We start from the raw sequence: 18082 nt of genomic DNA on the forward strand, positions 1-18082 counted from the left end.
GGATGGTCCAGAAATGACGGTGACGCCCATCATTACCTCAGGGTAAGGCACATCGCCTCTCTGGACCGGCGAAGGTTCTCGACGTTGTCGAACTCCCCGATGAGCCGCTTCCTCCCCTCGGGGTCGTCCCTCAGCTCCCGGACCGCTCGCTCGATGTTGGGCACCGCCCTGGTCAGCTCGTCGACGACCGTGACATGCGACTCCACCGCCGTCCTGGAGAGAGGGTTCAGATCAATGGCCAGCACCTTCTTCCCTGCCTTTACTAGGGCTCCGGCACGGTCGCCATCCTCCAGGGGGATGAGAACGACGTCGGCCTCGTAGATGCCCTCGGTGCAGCACATCGCCCGATCCGAGGCGATGCCCTCCAGGCGCGCCTCCTGCACCCGGCCCAGGACGTCCCTGCCGCCCAAGCCCTCGAGGTACGAGACGACCTTCTCCACCCGCTCCGGGGAGCGGTGGAAGAGATTCACCTCGACCTTGGCCGGGACTGCCCTGGCTAATGACAGGAGGCCTTCAGCGCAAAGCCCCGCGGCATTGCCGTTGACGGTGATGACCGGGCGGCGGGCCTCCAGCAGCAGCGCCGCTACCGTCCGTTCCGCCTGCGCGGCCGTTTCGGTGGTCCTCTCGCCGAGCATGTAGTCGAACGCCTCCCCCCGGCCGTGAGCGATGAGACCGGTGGGGGCGACCACGCCCTGCCTGACCAGATCTGACATCCGCTCCCGTACCACCAGCGAACGATAGCGAGGATGGTCCCTGGAGATCTCCATGCTTGGTCGATGGGGGAGGCAGTAAAAAACCGTTGTTGCCTACCGTCCCTCCTCAGGCCTGATGGGCGTCGGCGCTCGGACAACAAAAAATAATAAAGCCTATCGTAAAGTTTAAATACGTATTTTCCAATGTACTTGAACATACCGGTCTACGGACCGTTGGTGCATGATGAAACTTTTGGGCGTTATCCAGGATATAAGTTTTGACGGCAAGCTCATTGTGAGAGGCTCGTTCGCTCCTGGACCCCGGGACAGGGTGGTGGACAACCGGAGCAAGCCTCTGGGCTTCGTACGAAGGGTGTTCGGGCCCGTTGACTCACCGTACATCATGGTCGATCCAGCCGGTAAGAGCAACCTGCTCGCAGCCGTGGGGAAGCAGGTATACGTCGAGGAGGGCGGACATTATGCCAAAGGTAAGAGAAGGGACCGAAGAGATTGAGAAGTGCCCCGAGTGCGGCGGCAAGCACTTAGTCAGAGATTACGAGCGGGGCGAGCTGATCTGCGAGGACTGCGGTCTGGTCCTAGATGACCAGTTCATCGACCAGGGACCGGAGTGGAGAGCCTTCGACGTGGAGCAGGGCGAGAAGAGGGCGCGTACCGGTGCGCCGATGACCTACACCATCCATGACAAGGGTCTGTCGACCGAAATCTCATGGAAGAACAAGGACAGCTACGGCAAGAGCATCCCTACCAGGAACCGGGCTCAGCTGTACCGTCTCAGAAAGTGGCAGCGCAGGATCAGGGTGTCCAACGCTACCGAGAGAAACCTCGCCTTCGCATTGTCGGAGCTGGACCGGATGGCCTCGGCCATGGGCTTGCCCCGCAACGTGCGGGAAACGGCGGCGATGGTCTACCGCAAGGCGGTCAACAAGAACCTCATCCGTGGCCGCAGCATCGAGGGCGTGGTGGCGGCGTCGCTGTACGCTGCCTGCCGGCAGTGCAACGTGCCGAGGACCCTGGATGAGGTCGCCAACTCCTCCCGCGTAGGTCGGAAGGAGATCGGAAGGACCTACCGCTTCATGACCCGGGAGCTGAAGCTCAAGCTAATGCCGACGAGACCGCAGGACTATGTGCAGAGGTTCTGCTCCGAGCTCAAGCTCAGCGGAGAGGTTCAGTCCAAGGCCGCGGAGATCCTCAAGGACGCGGCCAAGAAGGAGCTGACCTCCGGACGCGGCCCCACCGGAGTGGCGGCGGCGGCCATCTACATCGCCTCCATCCTGTGCAACGAGCGCCGGACCCAAAGAGAGGTGGCTGATATCGCCGGGGTCACTGAGGTCACCATCCGGAACCGCTACAAGGAGCTGACCGAGAAGCTGGGCATCGAGATCCAGCTCTAGGCCGGGCATCGGGGCCTCGAGCCCCGGCCTTTTTCTACGGTCGTCCCCGATGCGCGGGGAGACCATCCTTTCCTTCAATACCTATTTCTAGCGAGGGAAAGTTTTCGTAGAGAGGTGCGACGGTGGAGGACAAGAGCGTTCTACTGAAGCCGATGGGCGCATGGTACGCCCTCGGTGGCCTGATCACCATTGTGAGCGCGATCGTGGTCTCCTTCATCGATTTCAGGTTGGGAGCCGTACTGGCCATCCCCGCCTTCATCCTCCTGGCCCTCTTGGGGTCCATGGAGTTCTCGGCCGGCCGGACCATCTGGCGATCGGAGGTCGGCTCCTGGCGGAGCATCATGACCGCCTCCCTGGTCACGGTGGTGGCTAGGTTGCTGTTCGTCTTCCTGTTATGGCCCGAAGTGTTCACCGGCAGCGGGACCGTGCTGTTCTGGGAGAGCGACTCGAAGGGAGCGTGGCTCCTCTACCTCAACCTCATCTGGCTGGCGGTGGAAGCAGTGCTCTCCATCTACCTGTATCTCCATTCCGACCTCTTCATGCGGGAGGAGCGTGAGGGAGACCGTCCCGATCTGGCCAGCTGCAGGGTGAAGAGCGCTTCGGAGTGCCCTCACTGCCACGAGGTGGTGGAGACCTACTGGCGATCCTGCCCGTGCTGCGGCACCAAGCTGCCCCGGGTCTGCAGGGAATGCGGAGGGGAGATCGGCGACATGATGGCCCGATGCCCCCAGTGCGGTGCCGAGATCATGCAGGCGGCGTCCATGGCCAAGACCGTGGAGATGTGCCACAAGCTCACCCAGGAGAATGATCTGCCTGAAACGAAGGCCGGGCACTACGCTAGACTGGCCGAGGCCCTGTTGAAGAACGGGCAGCCGGAGGAGGCGGTGATAGCCTACCGCCACGCCATCGCCCTTACGAGCTTTCCACGCAAGCGGACCAACTTCATGGTCCGGGCCGCGCGCATCCTGATCAACACCGGGCACCAGCCGGAGGCGGCTATGCTCCTGGACGAGGCGCTGGCCATCGACCCGGAGGACATTGCCGGGGCCCAGATGGTGCGATCGGAGATGGGCCGACCTTCGTTCGCCTGATCACGGTCGGACTCGGGACAGGCGCATATATTCCGTCCGGTCCTCTATGACCCGAGCGAACAGGATCTCCTTCTTTACCCCGTGAGCCAGCCGGACCGCCCGGGAGACCTCCGGCCAGGTCGTCTCGTAGTCCGCGGGCACGGCGTGCACCAACCACCGGGCGTGGGACCGCTCGGGATCGTCCTCGTACACCCGGAAGTGGGAGCCGTACTTGAACCCAGTCTTGACCACAAGGCCGCGGGAGCGGAGGTCGTTGTAGGCCTTCAACCTCAGGTCGAAGTCCTGCTGGAACTTGAGCGCCCGTTTCTTGAAGCGATCAAACCTCACTGCCCTGCCGGAGACTATGGTATATACATCCAGCCGCTCCCGCTCCATGAGGTGGGCAGCCTCGATGAGGGACAGCTGGAGCGCCTTTCCCAGCTTCTTGCCGTAGAAACCTTGCGCATACAGCCGCTCCGCGCCTGCCTCGTCGAACACCATCACCCGGTCCTCTAGCAACGCCCCTCGCACCGGCGGCCCTACCCACTCCTGGGTCGCGGTGCCCTTGGGCTCGCTGCGGTCGGCGTGGTAGAAGGTGATGTCTCCCTCCTCGTCCACGATGGCGATGAGTAGTTCCTTCCTCGTGCGCTCGGAGCGGTCCATGACTTCCATGAAGGGAGCCATGGAGAACACCGAGCGCTCCGAGATCGCTGAGACCCAGCTCTTGGTCTGGGTGCTATTGGGGGTACCCCCTCGGGGGAACACCCGGAAATCGAACTCCTCCCCCGCCGGCTTGACCAGGTAGCCCCGTCCCCTCAGGTCGCGATACACGATGTACTTGATCTCAAAGTCACGATGGGCGGCCGAGGCCGATGCCACCAGCCGCTCCATGGAGATCGCATCGCTCTCCTCGCGGACCTCCAGTCGGCCGCACTCCACCAGGTATACCGCTTCCAGCAGGTCCATCTCCAGGCCGCCGCCGGACATCGGGTAGCCGTAGTAGCCCTTGTTGTAGATCTGGCTGGCCTCGGTCTGATCGGCGATGATGACGCTGTCCTTGACCAGCTCTCCAGGCATGGTACTCGCAGAACGGCCTTTGCTCTTAACCCTTTCCACGCTCGGACGACTGTTCGCGTATCATGTGAGGCAAGGGGAAGGATTTATCTACCGATGAGTACCGTATAAGGTATACAACTTACAGTTGATATCTTAGCAGGTGAACCATATGGTCGGACTTGACGCCTTACTATCGGTCATCGAGAACCCCGCCCGGCGAAGGATCCTTGAGGCCCTCGTCCGGGAGCCCCACTACCCATTGCAGCTGTCCAAGGAGTTGGGGATGAGCCAACAGGCGGTGATGAAGCATCTGAGGGTGCTGGAGTCGTGCGGGCTGGTCAAGAGCTTCCGCGAGGAGAGCGATCTGGGAGGGCCGATGCGCAACAAGTACTATCCTACGGTCAACTTCACCATCGTCGTGGACGTGGGCACGAACATATTCCGCGCCGAGCTCACCACCCGGGAGCACGAGCCTGCCCCGGTCGATCGGGAGGAGGCTCAGGCCCGAGAGGCCCGGGCCAAGGAGCTCAGGGAGAGGATGTCGGACATTGATCGCCGGCTGCTCGAACTGCAGCGGCAGAGGGAGGAGCTCATCGAGGAGAAGGAGAGCATCATGGACGAGGTGGCCAGGCTGACGGCCGAGCTTCCCGACTACCAGGCGCGCAGGGCGATGTACGAGTTCATCAGCAGACCGGACCTCGATCCCCGGGAGATAGCAAGACAGCTGTCTATGCGGGACGAGGTTGTCCTGCGCTACATCAAAGAGTGGCTGGAGGAGTGACATGAACGAGGAAGATGGAGAACGGAGAACGGATGGAGTGCCAACCGGCCAGTTCGAACGCCTGGCCCGGGGGGCGGGCAGGGCGATGGATCGCGCCGTGCAGCGGGCGGAGGTCGGATCCCGCCAGGTGTACCACGCCGTGGCCAACGAGGCCAAGAGCGGAGCCCGGGACGTGGCGAACCATGCCTCTGTCGTCGTGAACGAGGTGAAGAGCGAGCTCCCCCGCCTGAGGGCAGAGCTACGGGAGATGGAGGCGCGGGTCAGGGATCGCCTGAGGTGATCTCAAGGCGATTAATTTATATAGAAGGGCAATCATTGAGTGATAGTAGACAACCTAGAGTTGTATACTGCTGAATTGGAGGCTAGATGAACCCTGATGTCCCCGACAACGAGCGGAGCCCGGCGCCCAAGCGCAAGTGGAGGCCGCTCAATGAGCCGGAGAGGAGAACGAGCGAGCTGGACCTGACGTTCGCCAGGAGCGCGGACGGTCCGTCCTACGAGATGCAGTTCCAGTGGAGCGGACATTAAATAACCGCTCTGATAGAGTAGTCAAAGAGAGGGAGAAGCATGGATTCATCGGAAAAGGTATTGAAGGTCGCCGAGGCCAAGTCCAAGGACGCTGAGCGCGGCATCGCCCGGGTGGACCCCGCGGTTATGGAGGTGCTCGGCATCACCGCCGGTGACGTCATCCAGATCGAGGGCAAGAAGCGGACCGTGGCCATCGTGTGGCCTGGTTACCCCGAGGACGCCAACCGCGGGGTCATTAGGGTCGACGGCACCATCCGCCGCAACGCCCAGACCAGCATCGACGAGAAGGTCGCCATCCGCAAGGTGGCGATCAAGGAGGCGCGCAAGATCACCTTCGCTCCCACCGAGCCGCTGCGCATAATGGGCGGCGAGGAGTATCTCAGCCAGAGCCTGGAGGGACGTGCGGTCACCCGCGGTGATGTCATCCAGATCAATGTCATGGGCCGGAGGATCGATCTGATCGTCGTTTCCTATAGTCCGACCTCCGACGCCGTGCTCGTGCACCGCACCACCGAGGTCAAGATCAGCGAGAAGCCGGTGAAGGAGGGCCAATCCAACATCCCCAAGGTCACCTACGAGGACATCGGAGGACTGGGGGACGAGGTCAAGCGGGTCAGAGAGATGATCGAGCTTCCCCTCCGCCACCCTGAGCTATTCGAGAGGCTGGGAGTGGAGGCGCCCAAGGGTGTGCTGCTGCACGGCCCACCAGGTACGGGCAAGACCCTCCTGGCCAAGGCTGTGGCGGGGGAGACCAACGCCAACTTCGTCACCATCGGCGGGCCGGAGATCATGTCCAAGTTCTACGGCGAGAGCGAGGAACGGCTGCGTGAGATATTCAAGCAGGCCCAGGAGAACGCGCCCACCATCATCTTCATCGACGAGATCGACTCCATCGCCCCCAAGCGGGAGGAGGTCAGCGGAGAGACCGAGCGGAGGGTCGTAGCCCAGCTGCTGTCGCTGATGGACGGGCTGGAGGCGAGGGGAAAGGTCGTGGTCATCGGTGCCACCAACCGTCCCAACGCGCTCGATCCCGCCATCCGCAGGCCGGGCCGTTTCGACCGGGAGATCGAGATCAATCCGCCCAACCGCGAGGGGCGGCTGGACATCCTGCAGATCCACACTCGGGGCATGCCTCTGGAGGAGGACGTCGAGCTGGAAACCCTGGCCGACCTCACCCACGGGTACGTTGGCGCGGACCTCTCCGCCCTGACCAAGGAGGCGGCCATGCACTCCCTTCGCCGCGTGCTTCCGGAGATGGACCTGGAGATGGAGCAGATCCCCATGGACGTGCTGAGCAAGATCACCGTCACCAGGAACGACTTCTTTGCCGCCCTGCGGGAGATGCAGCCTTCCAGCCTGAGAGAGGTGTTCATCGAGACCCCCAACGTCAGGTGGGAGGAGATCGGCGGTCTGACCGAGGCTAAGCGCGAACTGCAGGAAGCGGTGGAGTGGCCCCTGAAGTATGCCTCAGTGTTCAGCCACATGAACGCCACGCCCCCCAAGGGTGTGCTGCTGTACGGTCCGCCAGGTACGGGCAAGACCCTGCTGGCTAAAGCGGTCGCCACCGAGTCCCAGGCCAACTTCATCAACGTCAAGGGGCCAGAGTTCCTGAGCAAGTGGGTCGGCGAGTCGGAGAAGGCGGTCAGGGAGACCTTCCGCAAGGCGAGGCAGGCCTCACCCTGCATCATCTTCATGGACGAAATCGACTCCATCGCCCCGGTCCGGGGCGGGGAGGCCGACAGCCACGTCACCGAGCGGGTGATCTCGCAGATGCTCACCGAGATCGACGGTCTGCAGAGCCTGCACAACGTGGTGGTCATCGCCGCCACCAACCGGCCGGATATGCTCGACCCGGCTCTGCTGAGGCCTGGCCGCTTCGACCGGCTGGTCCGCATCCCCAACCCCGACCTCGAGGGCCGCAAGCAGGTACTCCGCATCCACACCGCCAAGAAGCCCCTGGCCGAGGACGTCGACCTGGATGATCTGGCAAGGAGGACCGACGGTTACTCCGGCGCGGACCTCGCCGCCCTGACCAACGAGGCGGTGATGCTGGCCATCCGGTCGCTGGTGGCCAAGAACAAGGACGTCGCACCGGAGGAACTGAACGACGCGAAGATCTCGATGACCTTCTTCAACCAGGCCATGGAGAAAGTGAAGCCGGTCAGCCGCAGCGACCTGGGCAGGTACCCGAAGGTCGCCGAGGATTACGTATATGTGAGGTGAAGAACATGGCAGACGACAAGAGGAGGAAGCGCCGCACCTCCTGGGATGACCTCTTCGGCAGCTTCGACGAGGACTTCGAGGAGATGCGTGCGCGCATGGACGCGTTGATGGAGGGGTTCATGAACGGTCGCATCGACACCAGCACGAACCAGCCCATCGTCTATGGGTTCTCCATGCGGGTTGGGCCGGACGGAAAGCCCCACATCGAGGAGTTCGGCAACACCTCTCCCGAGGTCACCGGCGAGGGGGGAGCCCGGGAGCCGCTGACCGACATCATCGAGGAGAAGGAGCGCGTCCGGGTGATCATCGAGCTGCCGGGGGTGGACAAAGAAGACATCCAGCTCCATGTCGAGGACCGCGTGCTGGACATCTCCGTGGATAAGGAGGACCGCAAGTTCTCCAAGGAGCTGGAACTCCCCTCGGCGGTGGACCCTGACTCGGCCTCGGCATCGTACAAGAACGGTGTTCTCGAGGTGACCCTTAAGCGGATCGCCCCCAAGAAGCGAGGCAAGGCAGTCAAGATCGAGGGCCGGTAGGCCCTTCCCTTTTTCTTACCTTTTTTCTCGAGGGCCAGATAGCACATCGGCACGCCCCTCATCAACGGTAACGCTCATATAGAAGTTTAAGAGTATAGAGGTCCGTGCAGAGGGACGAGCTCATAGAGGCGGTGCGGTCGGTCCTGACCAAGTCCGGCTTCTTCGTCTCCAGACCCCTGGCCATGCGAGGAATTAGCTTCGACGTGGTGGCCAGGCGGGATGATACCCTTCTCATCGTCAAGATACTCAGCAACGTCGACGCTTTCTCCAAGGAGAACGCCGAGGAGATGCTCACCCTGGGCGAGGCCCTGGGAGCGTCACCGCTGCTCATCGGGGAGCGCTCGGGGTCGGGAGACATCGACGAGAGCATCGTGTACTCGAGGTTCGGGGTGCCCATAATCTCGCTGACCACGCTGTCCGACCACCTTCTGGAAGGCGTCCCTCCGTTCATCTTCGCCGCCCCCGGCGGACTGTACGTGAAACTGGACAGTCATCTGCTGAAGCAGCTGCGAGAGGAGAGAAACATCTCCTTGGGGACGCTGGCGGAGATCGCCGGGGTGTCCCGGCGGACGATCCAGATGTACGAAGGGGGCATGGGGGCGATGATCGATGTGGCCATCCGCCTGGAGGAGTTCCTTAACCAACCGATCGTCACCCCGGTCAACCCCTTCCAGCACTGCACCGCACCCAAGCCCCGAGAGAGGGACGGAGCGCCCGCGCGCTCCTCCGACGTGTTCGGCCAGGAGGTCTTCGACCAGCTGGCCCGGATGGGCTTCTCCATCATGCCCACCTCCCGCTGCCCGTTCGAGGCCCTCAGCAAGGACGAGCATATCCTCATCCTCACCGGCCTGGGCAAGGACGACGCCAAGCTCAAGGAAAAAGCCATGGCCGTGGCCGACATCTCCAAAGTGACGGAGCGATGCTCGGTCATCTTCATCGAGAAGGCCAAGAGCAAGCACAACATCGGAGGCACGCCCATCATTGGGAAGGACGAGCTCCGGAAGATCGCCGAAGCGTGCATCCTGTACGAGCTGGTAGGTTCGAGGAAGGATGATGAGGACCATTGACCTGCAGACTGCCTCGGTCACCGTCCTCCCGGTGGTCAAGGGTCTGGTGAGCGAGGCCGAGGCGGTATCTCAGGCGTTCTCCGAGATCGATCCCGAGGTCATCGCCGTATCCATCTCCCGGGAGGAGCTGGACGCGCTGCGCAAGCGCGAGGATTACGACCTGTATGTGCCTTCCGATCTGGAGATCATCTACCAGGCCTTCCTCGAGCGGTTCGGGGAGGTCCGCATCCCACCCCCGGCCTTCGTCCGGGCGCTGGAGATATCCGAGCATCAGGGCGCGGTGATCGTTCCACTGGATATGAACGACGAGCTTTATACCGCGACCTATTGCGACAAGGTCAGCACCTTCGACATGATCCGCGAGTCCTTCTTCGCCCGAAGGGCCACCGGCAAGAGTTACGATGTCTCCACCCCCGCTACCTTCGTGCGGAGCTGGGACCGCCGCGTCAATCGGTCGGGGTTCCGGAAGCTGGAGGAAGCGAGGGAGAGGCACATGGCCGACGTCCTGCGCATTCTCGCCCGCAAGTACCGCCGGGTGCTGGCGGTGGTGGAGTGCGAGCGCTGCGAGGGCATTCTTGCCCTGCTCGAGGACCGCGAGGCCGAAACGGTAAAGTGAACCCAGGTTCCCTGGGGCCGTGGTTCTCCAGCGACATTTATAATAATCGCCGCTCGATGGGCGGGCATGCAGGACCGCGTTCCACTGGGCATCCGTTTCACCGAGGCCGTGGATCGGCTGGTGCTGTGCCTTGAGCGGAACAGGCTGTCCATCATCGGCATCTTCTTGTACGTCCTGGCGGTGGCCCTGGTGCGGGACATCTCGGAGTATTACCTGCTCGACCATACCTTCGTGGTCGAGCCCCATCCCTGGATCTACAGCATCGCCCACCACGTCGCGTTCTACTTCCTCACCTTCTTCGGTCTGGTGCTCCTCATCTCCGCCTTCTCCCGGCGGGGCGTCAGGAAGGCGGTGAACTACGTCGCCTGTTTCTTCTGGATCATCATCCTGCCCCCGTTCCTAGACCATTTCCTGTTCGGCTCCCAGCAGAACTATGCATACTTCTCGCCCACCGACTTCCTGAACTACATCCTGCACTTCAGCGGAGAGACCTTTCACCCCGGGCAGGCGCTGGAGATCGTCGTGGTGCTCTTCGCCGTGGTCTCCTACGTCATATGGGTCAAGCGGGCGAGGTTCAGCTCGGTGGAGGGGCGGGCCGCGGTAATAGTGGAGGTCGCCCTGCTCGTCCTCTTCACCGTACTGTCCCTCTTCTTCATGGCCACCCCCGGCGCCTATCTTCCGGTGGGCAGTGAGAACGGTGTGCCCTCTTTCCCCGGCTTCGACGTTACTAAGTACTTCCAGTACCACCTGTTCATCTTCGCCTATTACATGATTCTGCTGCTAGGCGTCCTAGCCTCCCTGGTGTACATCAACTACCCCCGGGCCCTCAAGGACCTGGTACTGAGCCTGCGGCCCTGGCAGACGGTATTTTTCACGGGCGTGGTGGCTGCGGGCATCGCCGCGGGGTGGGTCACCGCCGCCGGGCCGGAGTACATCTACGACATCCTGGACCGACCCTACTGGGTCAACCTCGCGTTCGTAATCCTCTCCCTACTCAGCACGGTGCTGGCCTGGCTGGTCACCACCATGTGGAACGACCTCAGCGACCACGCCGGGGACTCCCCCGGCCGCGCCGGCCGGGCCCTTGCCTCCGGGGTTGTGGGACGAAGGGAACTGGCCGAGGGGTCGGTGGTCCTCATGGGCCTCTCCCTGGTGATGGCCGCGTTGTTGTCTTGGGAGCATGTCCTCCTTCTAGCGGCCATCTTCCTGCTGGGAGCGGTGTACTCCTTCCGCCCGGTGAGGTTCAAGGAGCGCCTCCTGAGCCCGCTGCTGCTGGGCGCGGGGGCTTTCCTCGCTTTTATCTTCGGGTTCCTGACCCCGCTGAGCCCGGTGAGACTGTACCAGGGAGACCCATCCCTGGTGTACCCTGACAGCTGGAACCTGCTGTTCCCCACCTTGACGGTGCAGGCGGTGGTGCTCGGCATATACATGTTCATCGGCCTGGTGGTAGGCTCCATGGTCACTGACATCGATGGCTATGCCGAGGATGCCAGGAGCGGGGTGCACACAGTGTATACGAGGTTCGGGATGGATCGAGGAAAGAGGACCGTCTCCACCCTTGTGCTTCTCACCTCCCTTACCCCCCTGGCCCTGTTCCAAGGGGTCCAGGATCTCATCGTCTTCCCGATGCTGGGCATCGCCGCCTCGGTGACCTTTCTGCGCACTGGGCGGGCAAGGTACGTGCTGGGCATCGCTCTGGTGGGCATGCTGTACGCCGCGTGGAGGTTCCTTCCCGCGCTCACCTAGGTCAGGGAGGAGAAGAACAGATAGGGGAAACGGCGGACGATGAGCCGGAGGAGGGATTCCCAGCTCCTCTCCCCGTTGGATATCTCCAGGCAGGTGGCGACCAGCTGGGGATCGTCCTGCATCTTCCGCATCAGCACCGGAGTGTTCACGACGCCCATCAGCCACTGGGCCTGGGGGGAGATGACCCGGGAGGCCCGCATCACCGGCAGGACGTCGGAGGCCAGTCCCCTGCGGTAAGAGGACAGGGGATGCGAGCCTAGGATCATGCCCTGCACCGCCTCCGCGGCGTGCCTTGCGCTGAGGAACGCATTGGTCATTCCCTCTCCCGACAGCGGGGAAGCGAACCCCGCGGCGTCGCCCACCACCAGGCATCTTTTGGTGTGCACCCGCCTTCGGGGGACCATGGGGATGGGGTGGGCGGACACCCGGACCTCGCTCGCCTCTCCGTACCGCGCCTCGACGTTACTGCGCAGGCCGTCGAGCTCGGAGTGGTATATCGCGCCCTGGAGCCCCATCCCCGTGACCCCGATGTTGGCGCCGCCTTTGGTGGCGAACATCCACCCGTTGAGGGGGAACTTGAACCGGAACGGGTACCTCTCGATCGGCGTTCCCATGAGATGGTACTCCATCCTCCCCCCGGGGTCGCGGCCCAGCTTGCAGGTCAGAGCGATGCCGATCCCCTGGTCCCGACCAGGGTAGGGGCCGAAGAGGGCAGACGCCGTCCGGCTGGTGGCTCCCTCGGCCACGATGAGGGCCTTGGAGAACACCTCCCGACCATCCACCGTCATCTCCACGCCCTCGTCCCGTTCCCCCACCCTGGTGATGGCGGCGGGGCACCACAGTTCGGCTCCCGCCTTCTCCGCCTCCGATACGAGGAAGGCGTCGAAGGCCGAGCGGCGGACGGTCACCGCCGCCCTCCGGGGGAGCCCGAACTCCGCCCTGAAGTCACGGTGAATGATGCCGACGGAGGTGATCTCCTGCTCGATGACCGCCTCGGGAAGTGGGCCGTCCAGCAGGCCGGCGGCCCGCTCCAGCAGCCCGCCCGCACAGCATTTCTCTCTTGGGATCGGCTCGCGCTCCAGCAGCAGGGTGCGCAGCCCCGCCCGCGCGCACAAGCACGCCGAGCGGGCTCCCGCTGGCCCCGCTCCGCTGACCACAACGTCGAACCTGTCGCCGGTGATTACTTCCTCCTCCCTCTCCAGCGTCCCACCGCCTCGCTGGAGGCGACGATCGCTACCATGCCCACGATGGGCAGGAAGATGGTCAGGTCGATGTTGCCGACGTTGACGTTGATGACCGATTCGCTATTGGCGGCAATCGAACTTATGGGAGTCTCGGTGAACCTCCATGATCCGGAAATGTACTGGTTGTTGGAGTATTCCCACAGCGAGGGGCCGTTCCCGGGGGTCCTACCGACCTGCGAGCCTACCACCAGGATTATGTCGAGGTCCTGATCACCGTCGATGTCCCCCAGCTCCACGCCATGGATCTCGTATGCGCCGCTGGCAGGGCACATGATGGATAGCTTGGTGGTGTCCAGGGATTGAGGCGGGAAGACCCCGGGGTTCGAGGTCGTCTGCATCAGGACGAACAGCTTGCCGTTTGCAGCGGTGTCACCACCGATGCCCACCACGATGTCCATGGGCTCGTTGATCACGTTCGACCCGAGATATTTCTTCATGTCACCAACGGCAAGGGCGGAGATGTAGCCTCCGCTGGACGTCCACTTAGGCTGCCCCCCGCTAGACCACTGCACGGTGGGCGAGTTGTGGCTCACGATGAGCTGGTTCAGAGTCAGGGTATCCTTGGTGGTATCGGTGACCGCCCGGTTCGTGTCAATAAAGCGCACGTAGTAGTACGAGTTGGGGGTGTAGGTCAGATTGTAGCTCACCGTCACATCGCTGTTCGAGGTGATGGTGCTGATGTCGAACCAGGTGGCGTTGTCCACCGAGTACTGTATCTGGAAGCCCTCCGTGCCGCTCACATGCCCGACCACGGTAAGCAGCTGGTAGGCAGCCACGGCGTTGGGGATCTGATAGACCCATGCTAGGGCCTTGGTTTGGATGAAAGTGACCTCCGCCCATACGTAGTCGAAGTGCACAGTGGACGATCCAGAGGGGTTCACGAACCGGACCATGAGGTTGGAGGTGATGTTAGCATACGAGTCACCGCCCACGCCGGTCAGGGCGAAGGTGGCGGTCACCTCCGAGGTTTCGCCGCTCTTGGGCTGGATGTTGGTATTCGTCCACGTCAGGCCGTTGTTGAACGAGTACTGGATGTAGCCCGTGCCGGTATAGTTGGAATCGACCTTGTACTGGACCACCAGGCTGGTGGTCTTGATCGGGGTGGTCAGGTTCTCGAAGTTCAGCGAGAACGTGCCCAGGGCCATGGTCGTCCCCTGGCCGACGTCATAGTAGACGTTGTTGTCGGCATAGATGTTGGCGATCGTGGATCCGGTCGTGTCGGCAGCGGTCTTGACGCCAGTGGCGTCGTATGGATCATAGAGAACGTCGACCTCGGTCAGGGCTTCCACCGACGAATCGGAGGATAGCAGATTGGCTGCGGTACCGGTGCGGGTCGCGGTGAAGACCGTGTCGACCGGGTACTCGTACGACGGACCGTTATAAGGCACCGTGGAGGCGACCTGCTGCGTGTAATAGATGTACACCGAGCGGTCGGTGGACAGGGTGCTGGTGCGCACGATGTCAGGGTATCCATCCCCGTTCATGTCCGCCACCCGGACCTTGGGCATGACCTGAGCATGGGTCCACGGAGTGTTGCCGGTCACCTTTTCTAGGGTCCTCAGGGAGTCGGAGGTGCTGAAGGTCCCGGACTGTGAGCCGGCGTTCTTCACCCACATGTTGAGCCAGACCTTGGTGCTGCCGTCCTCGTAGACCGCTACGATGTCCTTGTAGCCGTCCTGGTTGAAGTCGCCGACGGCGATGTCGCCGGCGGCCGGGTTGTTGTTGCTGTTGGCCTGATTGCTGGTGGAGGCTGCGGTCTTCCAATCCAGGGTGCTGTACAGGGTGGTCTTTGCCCAGTTGTTGCTCCCGTCGTTCCAGAATACATATATGCCGCGGTTGAAGTACATGCCCCAGCTGTTGGTGTAATCGGCGGAGTCCGTGCTGGTGGCGGTGGTGTACACGACCACATGCATGAAGCTGGCGACCACATCGGAGTAGCCGTTATTATCGAAGTCGCCTATCGCCAGAGCGGTGCACATCTCGTTCGTCGTATAGTAGCCATCATAGTACATGTCCGTACCTGAGGTCTTCCATACAGTAGCGTCCTCGTTGGTGTTGCCATACTGGTCTGAGTTATAGGCGGTCTGCGTCCCGCTGTAGGCGTCGAACGGATAGGTAATGGACCGGGCGCTGGACCATGTCGATCCGTCGCTCTTCTCGTTCTCGTACCAGAACAGGTTGGACAACGAGGTGTCCTGCGCCCCGACCACTAGGTCGTTGCGGCCGTCACCGGTGAGATCTTCCAGGTACATGCCCAGGGGTCCTTTGCTGGGGTTCGAATCGATGACCTTCTCGTTCCACTGGTCACCGCCCTTGAACCAGGCGATGGCATTGTTCTCCCAGGTCGCGCCGGACGAGCTCCAGGTGAACGAGCCGGAGCCGAGCGCGGCAGCCACATCGGCGGTGGTGAGCGGCGCGGTGACGAAGAACTGACAGCTCAGCTGGCTGTAGCTCTCACCGGTCGTTCCGCCGGTCCCGGTATCGAAGAAGGTGGAGATCTTGAGGGTGTAAGCGTTGGTCTTGGGCAGCCACCAGCCCTGGTTGGCGTCCTTGAGAGTTATCTTGAGAGTATACACGCCGTTGATGGTGTTATCACCGTACGGGGTTATGGTGATCCCATTGGTCTTGTACAGCGAAGAAAGGGGGGCGCTGTAGGAGGGCTGTGAATTGACCGGAGGCACGGGGGTGGCTGCCTTCATGACGATATAGCTGCCGGTATAGTCATCGACCTCTATGCCGCTGAGATACACCGTATCGGTGTAGCGGTCGACATCCTTGGTCCGGATGATCAGGTACACGTCATCGGTATGATTGAAGGTGGTGGTCTTCACCAGGGTGTTGCCGCTGGCCACATAGGTCTCCAGCTGAGGATAGCTCGCGCCGTTGACGTTGATGTAGTCGGCGATGTTGAAGGTGTTGCCCTGGTTATCTTTCATAATGATCTGCACCGGGTACCGGTACGCGGTGCTGGGGGCGGTGAAGTTGAACACGAACTGCCGGAAAGTCGAGTAGGTCTTCCCTATCTGGAAGGCCGCATCAGAGGACGGGGAGATGGGAGTGGTTCCTTGCAGGGGCTGATAGATGTAGAACGAATTCCTCCCCGCGACGTTGCTGAGGGTGTCGCTCCAGACCTCAATGGTCACCCCCTCGCTGACGTTGAAGTTGCGGGTGATGGAGCCGTCGGAGGTCCTCTTGATGTAGTAGAAGGTGATGCCCAGAGCACCCCCGGCCTCACCGCCGCTGGCGTCAGGGGGATAGGTACCATTGGTGAGGTAATCGGAGTAGCTGGCGTAGGGGCTGTCAGAGATGCCCGTGCCGGCGGTGATGTCTATCGTCATGCTCTGCGTGACCCGGTGGCCGGATTTGTCACTGGCGTAAACCAGTACGGTGGCCCCATCCCAGGCATTCTTCGCGGTGAAGTAGCCCGAGACGTACAGGTTGAGGGTCGAGTTATAGGTCATCGGTATGGCCGAGGCCAGCTTGAGGGACGAGGCGTTGACGAACACGCTGGTGTTGTCCAACTTGCTGTAAGGATCGCTGATCTGGACGTAGAACCTGACCGACGTGCCATCGTAGACCGGGGTGGGGGTGAGACCCCTGTCAGCGATGATGGGGAGGGTGGTCGCCGCCTGGGACCCGCCCTGCAGGGGCGCGCTGTACACCACGGTGTTGGCCACGGTGTCCACGATCATGATGCTCAGGTCGGTGGTAGAAAGAACACCAGAGAACTTGTAGGTCCAGGTAATGCCAGTGGGCCAGGAAGCACTGGCGATGTTGCCGTCGGTGAACTTAAGGGTGGAGGGGACGTTGTCGACGAACAGGTAGATATTGGTCCGATAGCTGTAGAGCTCCTCTCCGCCCTTGTGGGTGATGTTGATGTACGCGTCATTGTTGGCGTTTCCCATCAACTTGATCGAGGACGTGAAGTCGGTATAGACCTTCTCGCTGGGGCCGGGCATGGAGGTCACGAAATACAGGATACCGGTGAACAGAGTGACGGTGATGGCGAGTATCAGCAGGTTTCCGATGATCTCCGATACACCGTAGCGGCTCCAGCTCTTACGCTTAGGGAAGGACCCGGACTTGAGGGAGCGGTCGCACGTTGAACTCAATCGGCCCGATGGCCGAGCAATGGGTTTGTCGCTCTGACGGACTATCATGAACTCACCACCGGCCCCTTCTCCGGCGCAAAACGGTTTACCCGCCTCATTTCTATAAATATGTATACTTCTGATTTTCAAATAAGTGAAATTTTAATTCCAGCAGAATAGAAATCACCGTTGATTTAATAGCCTGGCACCCCCTTGACCGAGGCATGCTCGAGATTGAAATCAAGTGTCCCTGCGATGACCTTGACGGCATGGAGGGGAAGCTCAGGGAACGGGGGGCCTCGTTCCATGGCGAGGTAGATCAGGCCGACCTGTACCTTGCACACCCCTGTCGCGACTTCGCGGTGACGGATGAGGCCCTGCGCCTGCGGAGGGAGGGGGAGACCGTCGCCCTCTTCTACAAGGGCCCCAAGCTAGACCCGCAGAGCAAGACCCGCGAGGAGATCCAAGCTGCCGTGCCCGATCCGGCAGCCATGAGGCTGGTGCTGGACCGATTGGGCTTCCGTCCGGTGGCCGAAGTAAAGAAAAAGCGCCGCAACTATGGGCTGGGGCCGGTGGAGGTGTCCATCGACCGCGTGGCCGGATTAGGCGGCTTTGTTGAACTGGAGGTCCAGGACCTGCCGGTCGAGGAGGGACGTTCGATGCTCTTCGCCCTCATGAGGGACCTTGGCCTGGAGAGGACGGAGAGGCGGTCCTACCTGGAGCTGCTGCTCCAGGCGTGATCAGATGTTCTGAATGTGCTCGGCCAGGAACTTCCTGATCTCCGGCTCATCGGGAATGCTGATGGAGGACTTGTAGCGTTCGGAGCCGTCCTTCATCGTGTAGCCCCGGCTGAGCGATATGAACTCGGTGGTGCCGCTCTCACTGACCGCTCGCTTGCGGGCCACCTCTAAGAAATTGTTCTTCCCGAACGGGATCCTCTGGGAGTCCACGACCTCGAACTGAACATTGCGCTCGTTGCTTCCATCGCTCATGTCTACACCTATCTGGAGTTTGGAACCC

Annotated in this window: 17 protein-coding genes; 12 read left to right on the forward strand and 5 right to left on the reverse strand. The window is 61.9% G+C overall.

The features are described 5' to 3' along the window. Positions 1-32: 32 nt before the first annotated feature. Positions 33-767: a phosphopantothenate/pantothenate synthetase gene (locus SA339_00145; protein MDW5561607.1), complete on the reverse strand. Its 735-nt coding sequence runs from the start codon at positions 765-767 to the stop codon at positions 33-35. Positions 768-933: 166 nt separating this feature from the next. Here SA339_00145 and SA339_00150 point away from each other — a divergent pair, with 166 nt between their 5' ends. The 3 genes from SA339_00150 (at position 934) to SA339_00160 (ending at position 3195) form a co-directional block, all read left to right on the forward strand. After that, positions 934-1206, forward strand: a complete 273-nt coding sequence (locus SA339_00150) for a hypothetical protein (GenBank protein MDW5561608.1) — start codon at positions 934-936, stop codon at positions 1204-1206. Then, positions 1172-2104: a transcription initiation factor IIB gene (locus tag SA339_00155; protein MDW5561609.1), complete on the forward strand. Its 933-nt coding sequence runs from the start codon at positions 1172-1174 to the stop codon at positions 2102-2104. The genes SA339_00150 and SA339_00155 overlap by 35 nt, the downstream gene beginning before the upstream one ends. Before the next feature lie 122 nt (positions 2105-2226). Continuing rightward, positions 2227-3195 carry a hypothetical protein gene (locus SA339_00160; protein ID MDW5561610.1) on the forward strand — a complete coding sequence of 323 codons (969 nt, stop codon included), beginning with the start codon at positions 2227-2229 and terminating at the stop codon, positions 3193-3195. On the opposite strand, the gene endA is transcribed toward SA339_00160, so the two are convergent. Then, positions 3196-4251: a tRNA-intron lyase gene (endA, locus tag SA339_00165; protein ID MDW5561611.1), complete on the reverse strand. Its 1056-nt coding sequence runs from the start codon at positions 4249-4251 to the stop codon at positions 3196-3198. A gap of 148 nt (positions 4252-4399) precedes the next feature. On the opposite strand from endA, the gene SA339_00170 reads away from it, so the two are divergent. The 8 genes from SA339_00170 (at position 4400) to SA339_00205 (ending at position 11727) form a co-directional block, all read left to right on the forward strand. Next, positions 4400-5011: a helix-turn-helix domain-containing protein gene (locus tag SA339_00170; GenBank protein ID MDW5561612.1), complete on the forward strand. Its 612-nt coding sequence runs from the start codon at positions 4400-4402 to the stop codon at positions 5009-5011. 1 nt (position 5012) lies between these two features. After that, a complete protein-coding gene (locus tag SA339_00175) occupies positions 5013-5291 on the forward strand; it encodes a hypothetical protein (protein ID MDW5561613.1) in 279 nt (92 codons plus the stop codon). Between the two features lie 86 nt (positions 5292-5377). Continuing rightward, positions 5378-5539, forward strand: a complete 162-nt coding sequence (locus SA339_00180) for a hypothetical protein (protein MDW5561614.1) — start codon at positions 5378-5380, stop codon at positions 5537-5539. 39 nt (positions 5540-5578) lie between these two features. Beyond that, positions 5579-7762: a CDC48 family AAA ATPase gene (locus tag SA339_00185; GenBank protein MDW5561615.1), complete on the forward strand. Its 2184-nt coding sequence runs from the start codon at positions 5579-5581 to the stop codon at positions 7760-7762. Positions 7763-7767: 5 nt separating this feature from the next. Further along, positions 7768-8298: an archaeal heat shock protein Hsp20 gene (gene hsp20, locus SA339_00190; protein ID MDW5561616.1), complete on the forward strand. Its 531-nt coding sequence runs from the start codon at positions 7768-7770 to the stop codon at positions 8296-8298. 104 nt (positions 8299-8402) lie between these two features. Further along, a complete protein-coding gene (locus SA339_00195; GenBank protein ID MDW5561617.1) occupies positions 8403-9365 on the forward strand; it encodes a transcriptional regulator in 963 nt (320 codons plus the stop codon). Next, a complete protein-coding gene (locus SA339_00200; protein ID MDW5561618.1) occupies positions 9352-9981 on the forward strand; it encodes a hypothetical protein in 630 nt (209 codons plus the stop codon). Before SA339_00195 ends, SA339_00200 begins: the two co-directional genes overlap by 14 nt. Positions 9982-10047: 66 nt before the next feature. Then, positions 10048-11727 carry a UbiA family prenyltransferase gene (locus tag SA339_00205; GenBank protein MDW5561619.1) on the forward strand — a complete coding sequence of 560 codons (1680 nt, stop codon included), beginning with the start codon at positions 10048-10050 and terminating at the stop codon, positions 11725-11727. Here SA339_00205 and SA339_00210 read toward each other — a convergent pair. Next, positions 11724-12884 carry a hypothetical protein gene (locus SA339_00210; GenBank protein MDW5561620.1) on the reverse strand — a complete coding sequence of 387 codons (1161 nt, stop codon included), beginning with the start codon at positions 12882-12884 and terminating at the stop codon, positions 11724-11726. The genes SA339_00205 and SA339_00210 overlap by 4 nt on opposite strands. A 23-nt stretch (positions 12885-12907) precedes the next feature. Then, positions 12908-17131, reverse strand: coding sequence for an FG-GAP-like repeat-containing protein (locus SA339_00215; protein MDW5561621.1), 4224 nt, complete (start codon positions 17129-17131; stop codon positions 12908-12910). A gap of 155 nt (positions 17132-17286) precedes the next feature. Between SA339_00215 and cyaB the strand changes: the two genes are divergently transcribed. Beyond that, positions 17287-17802 (forward strand): class IV adenylate cyclase, encoded by a 516-nt coding sequence (cyaB, locus tag SA339_00220; GenBank protein MDW5561622.1) that lies wholly within the window; start codon positions 17287-17289, stop codon positions 17800-17802. On the opposite strand, the gene SA339_00225 is transcribed toward cyaB, so the two are convergent. Further along, positions 17803-18054 carry a hypothetical protein gene (locus SA339_00225; GenBank protein ID MDW5561623.1) on the reverse strand — a complete coding sequence of 84 codons (252 nt, stop codon included), beginning with the start codon at positions 18052-18054 and terminating at the stop codon, positions 17803-17805. It abuts the gene before it with no gap. Positions 18055-18082 lie beyond the last annotated feature (28 nt).

It is taken from the genome of Methanomassiliicoccus sp. (assembly GCA_033485155.1).
In the GTDB taxonomy this organism is placed as follows: Archaea; Thermoplasmatota; Thermoplasmata; order Methanomassiliicoccales; family Methanomassiliicoccaceae; genus UBA6.

Coding starts and splice junctions, on each gene's coding strand:
- endA (MDW5561611.1), bottom strand. CDS start 4,251: ATGCCTGGAGAGCTGGTCAAGGACAGCGTCATCATCGCCGATCAGACC.
- SA339_00150 (MDW5561608.1), top strand. CDS start 934: ATGATGAAACTTTTGGGCGTTATCCAGGATATAAGTTTTGACGGCAAG.
- SA339_00215 (MDW5561621.1), bottom strand. CDS start 17,131: ATGATAGTCCGTCAGAGCGACAAACCCATTGCTCGGCCATCGGGCCGA.
- hsp20 (MDW5561616.1), top strand. CDS start 7,768: ATGGCAGACGACAAGAGGAGGAAGCGCCGCACCTCCTGGGATGACCTC.
- SA339_00205 (MDW5561619.1), top strand. CDS start 10,048: ATGCAGGACCGCGTTCCACTGGGCATCCGTTTCACCGAGGCCGTGGAT.
- SA339_00170 (MDW5561612.1), top strand. CDS start 4,400: ATGGTCGGACTTGACGCCTTACTATCGGTCATCGAGAACCCCGCCCGG.
- SA339_00185 (MDW5561615.1), top strand. CDS start 5,579: ATGGATTCATCGGAAAAGGTATTGAAGGTCGCCGAGGCCAAGTCCAAG.
- SA339_00225 (MDW5561623.1), bottom strand. CDS start 18,054: ATGAGCGATGGAAGCAACGAGCGCAATGTTCAGTTCGAGGTCGTGGAC.
- SA339_00155 (MDW5561609.1), top strand. CDS start 1,172: ATGCCAAAGGTAAGAGAAGGGACCGAAGAGATTGAGAAGTGCCCCGAG.
- cyaB (MDW5561622.1), top strand. CDS start 17,287: ATGCTCGAGATTGAAATCAAGTGTCCCTGCGATGACCTTGACGGCATG.
- SA339_00180 (MDW5561614.1), top strand. CDS start 5,378: ATGAACCCTGATGTCCCCGACAACGAGCGGAGCCCGGCGCCCAAGCGC.
- SA339_00200 (MDW5561618.1), top strand. CDS start 9,352: ATGAGGACCATTGACCTGCAGACTGCCTCGGTCACCGTCCTCCCGGTG.
- SA339_00175 (MDW5561613.1), top strand. CDS start 5,013: ATGAACGAGGAAGATGGAGAACGGAGAACGGATGGAGTGCCAACCGGC.
- SA339_00145 (MDW5561607.1), bottom strand. CDS start 767: ATGGAGATCTCCAGGGACCATCCTCGCTATCGTTCGCTGGTGGTACGG.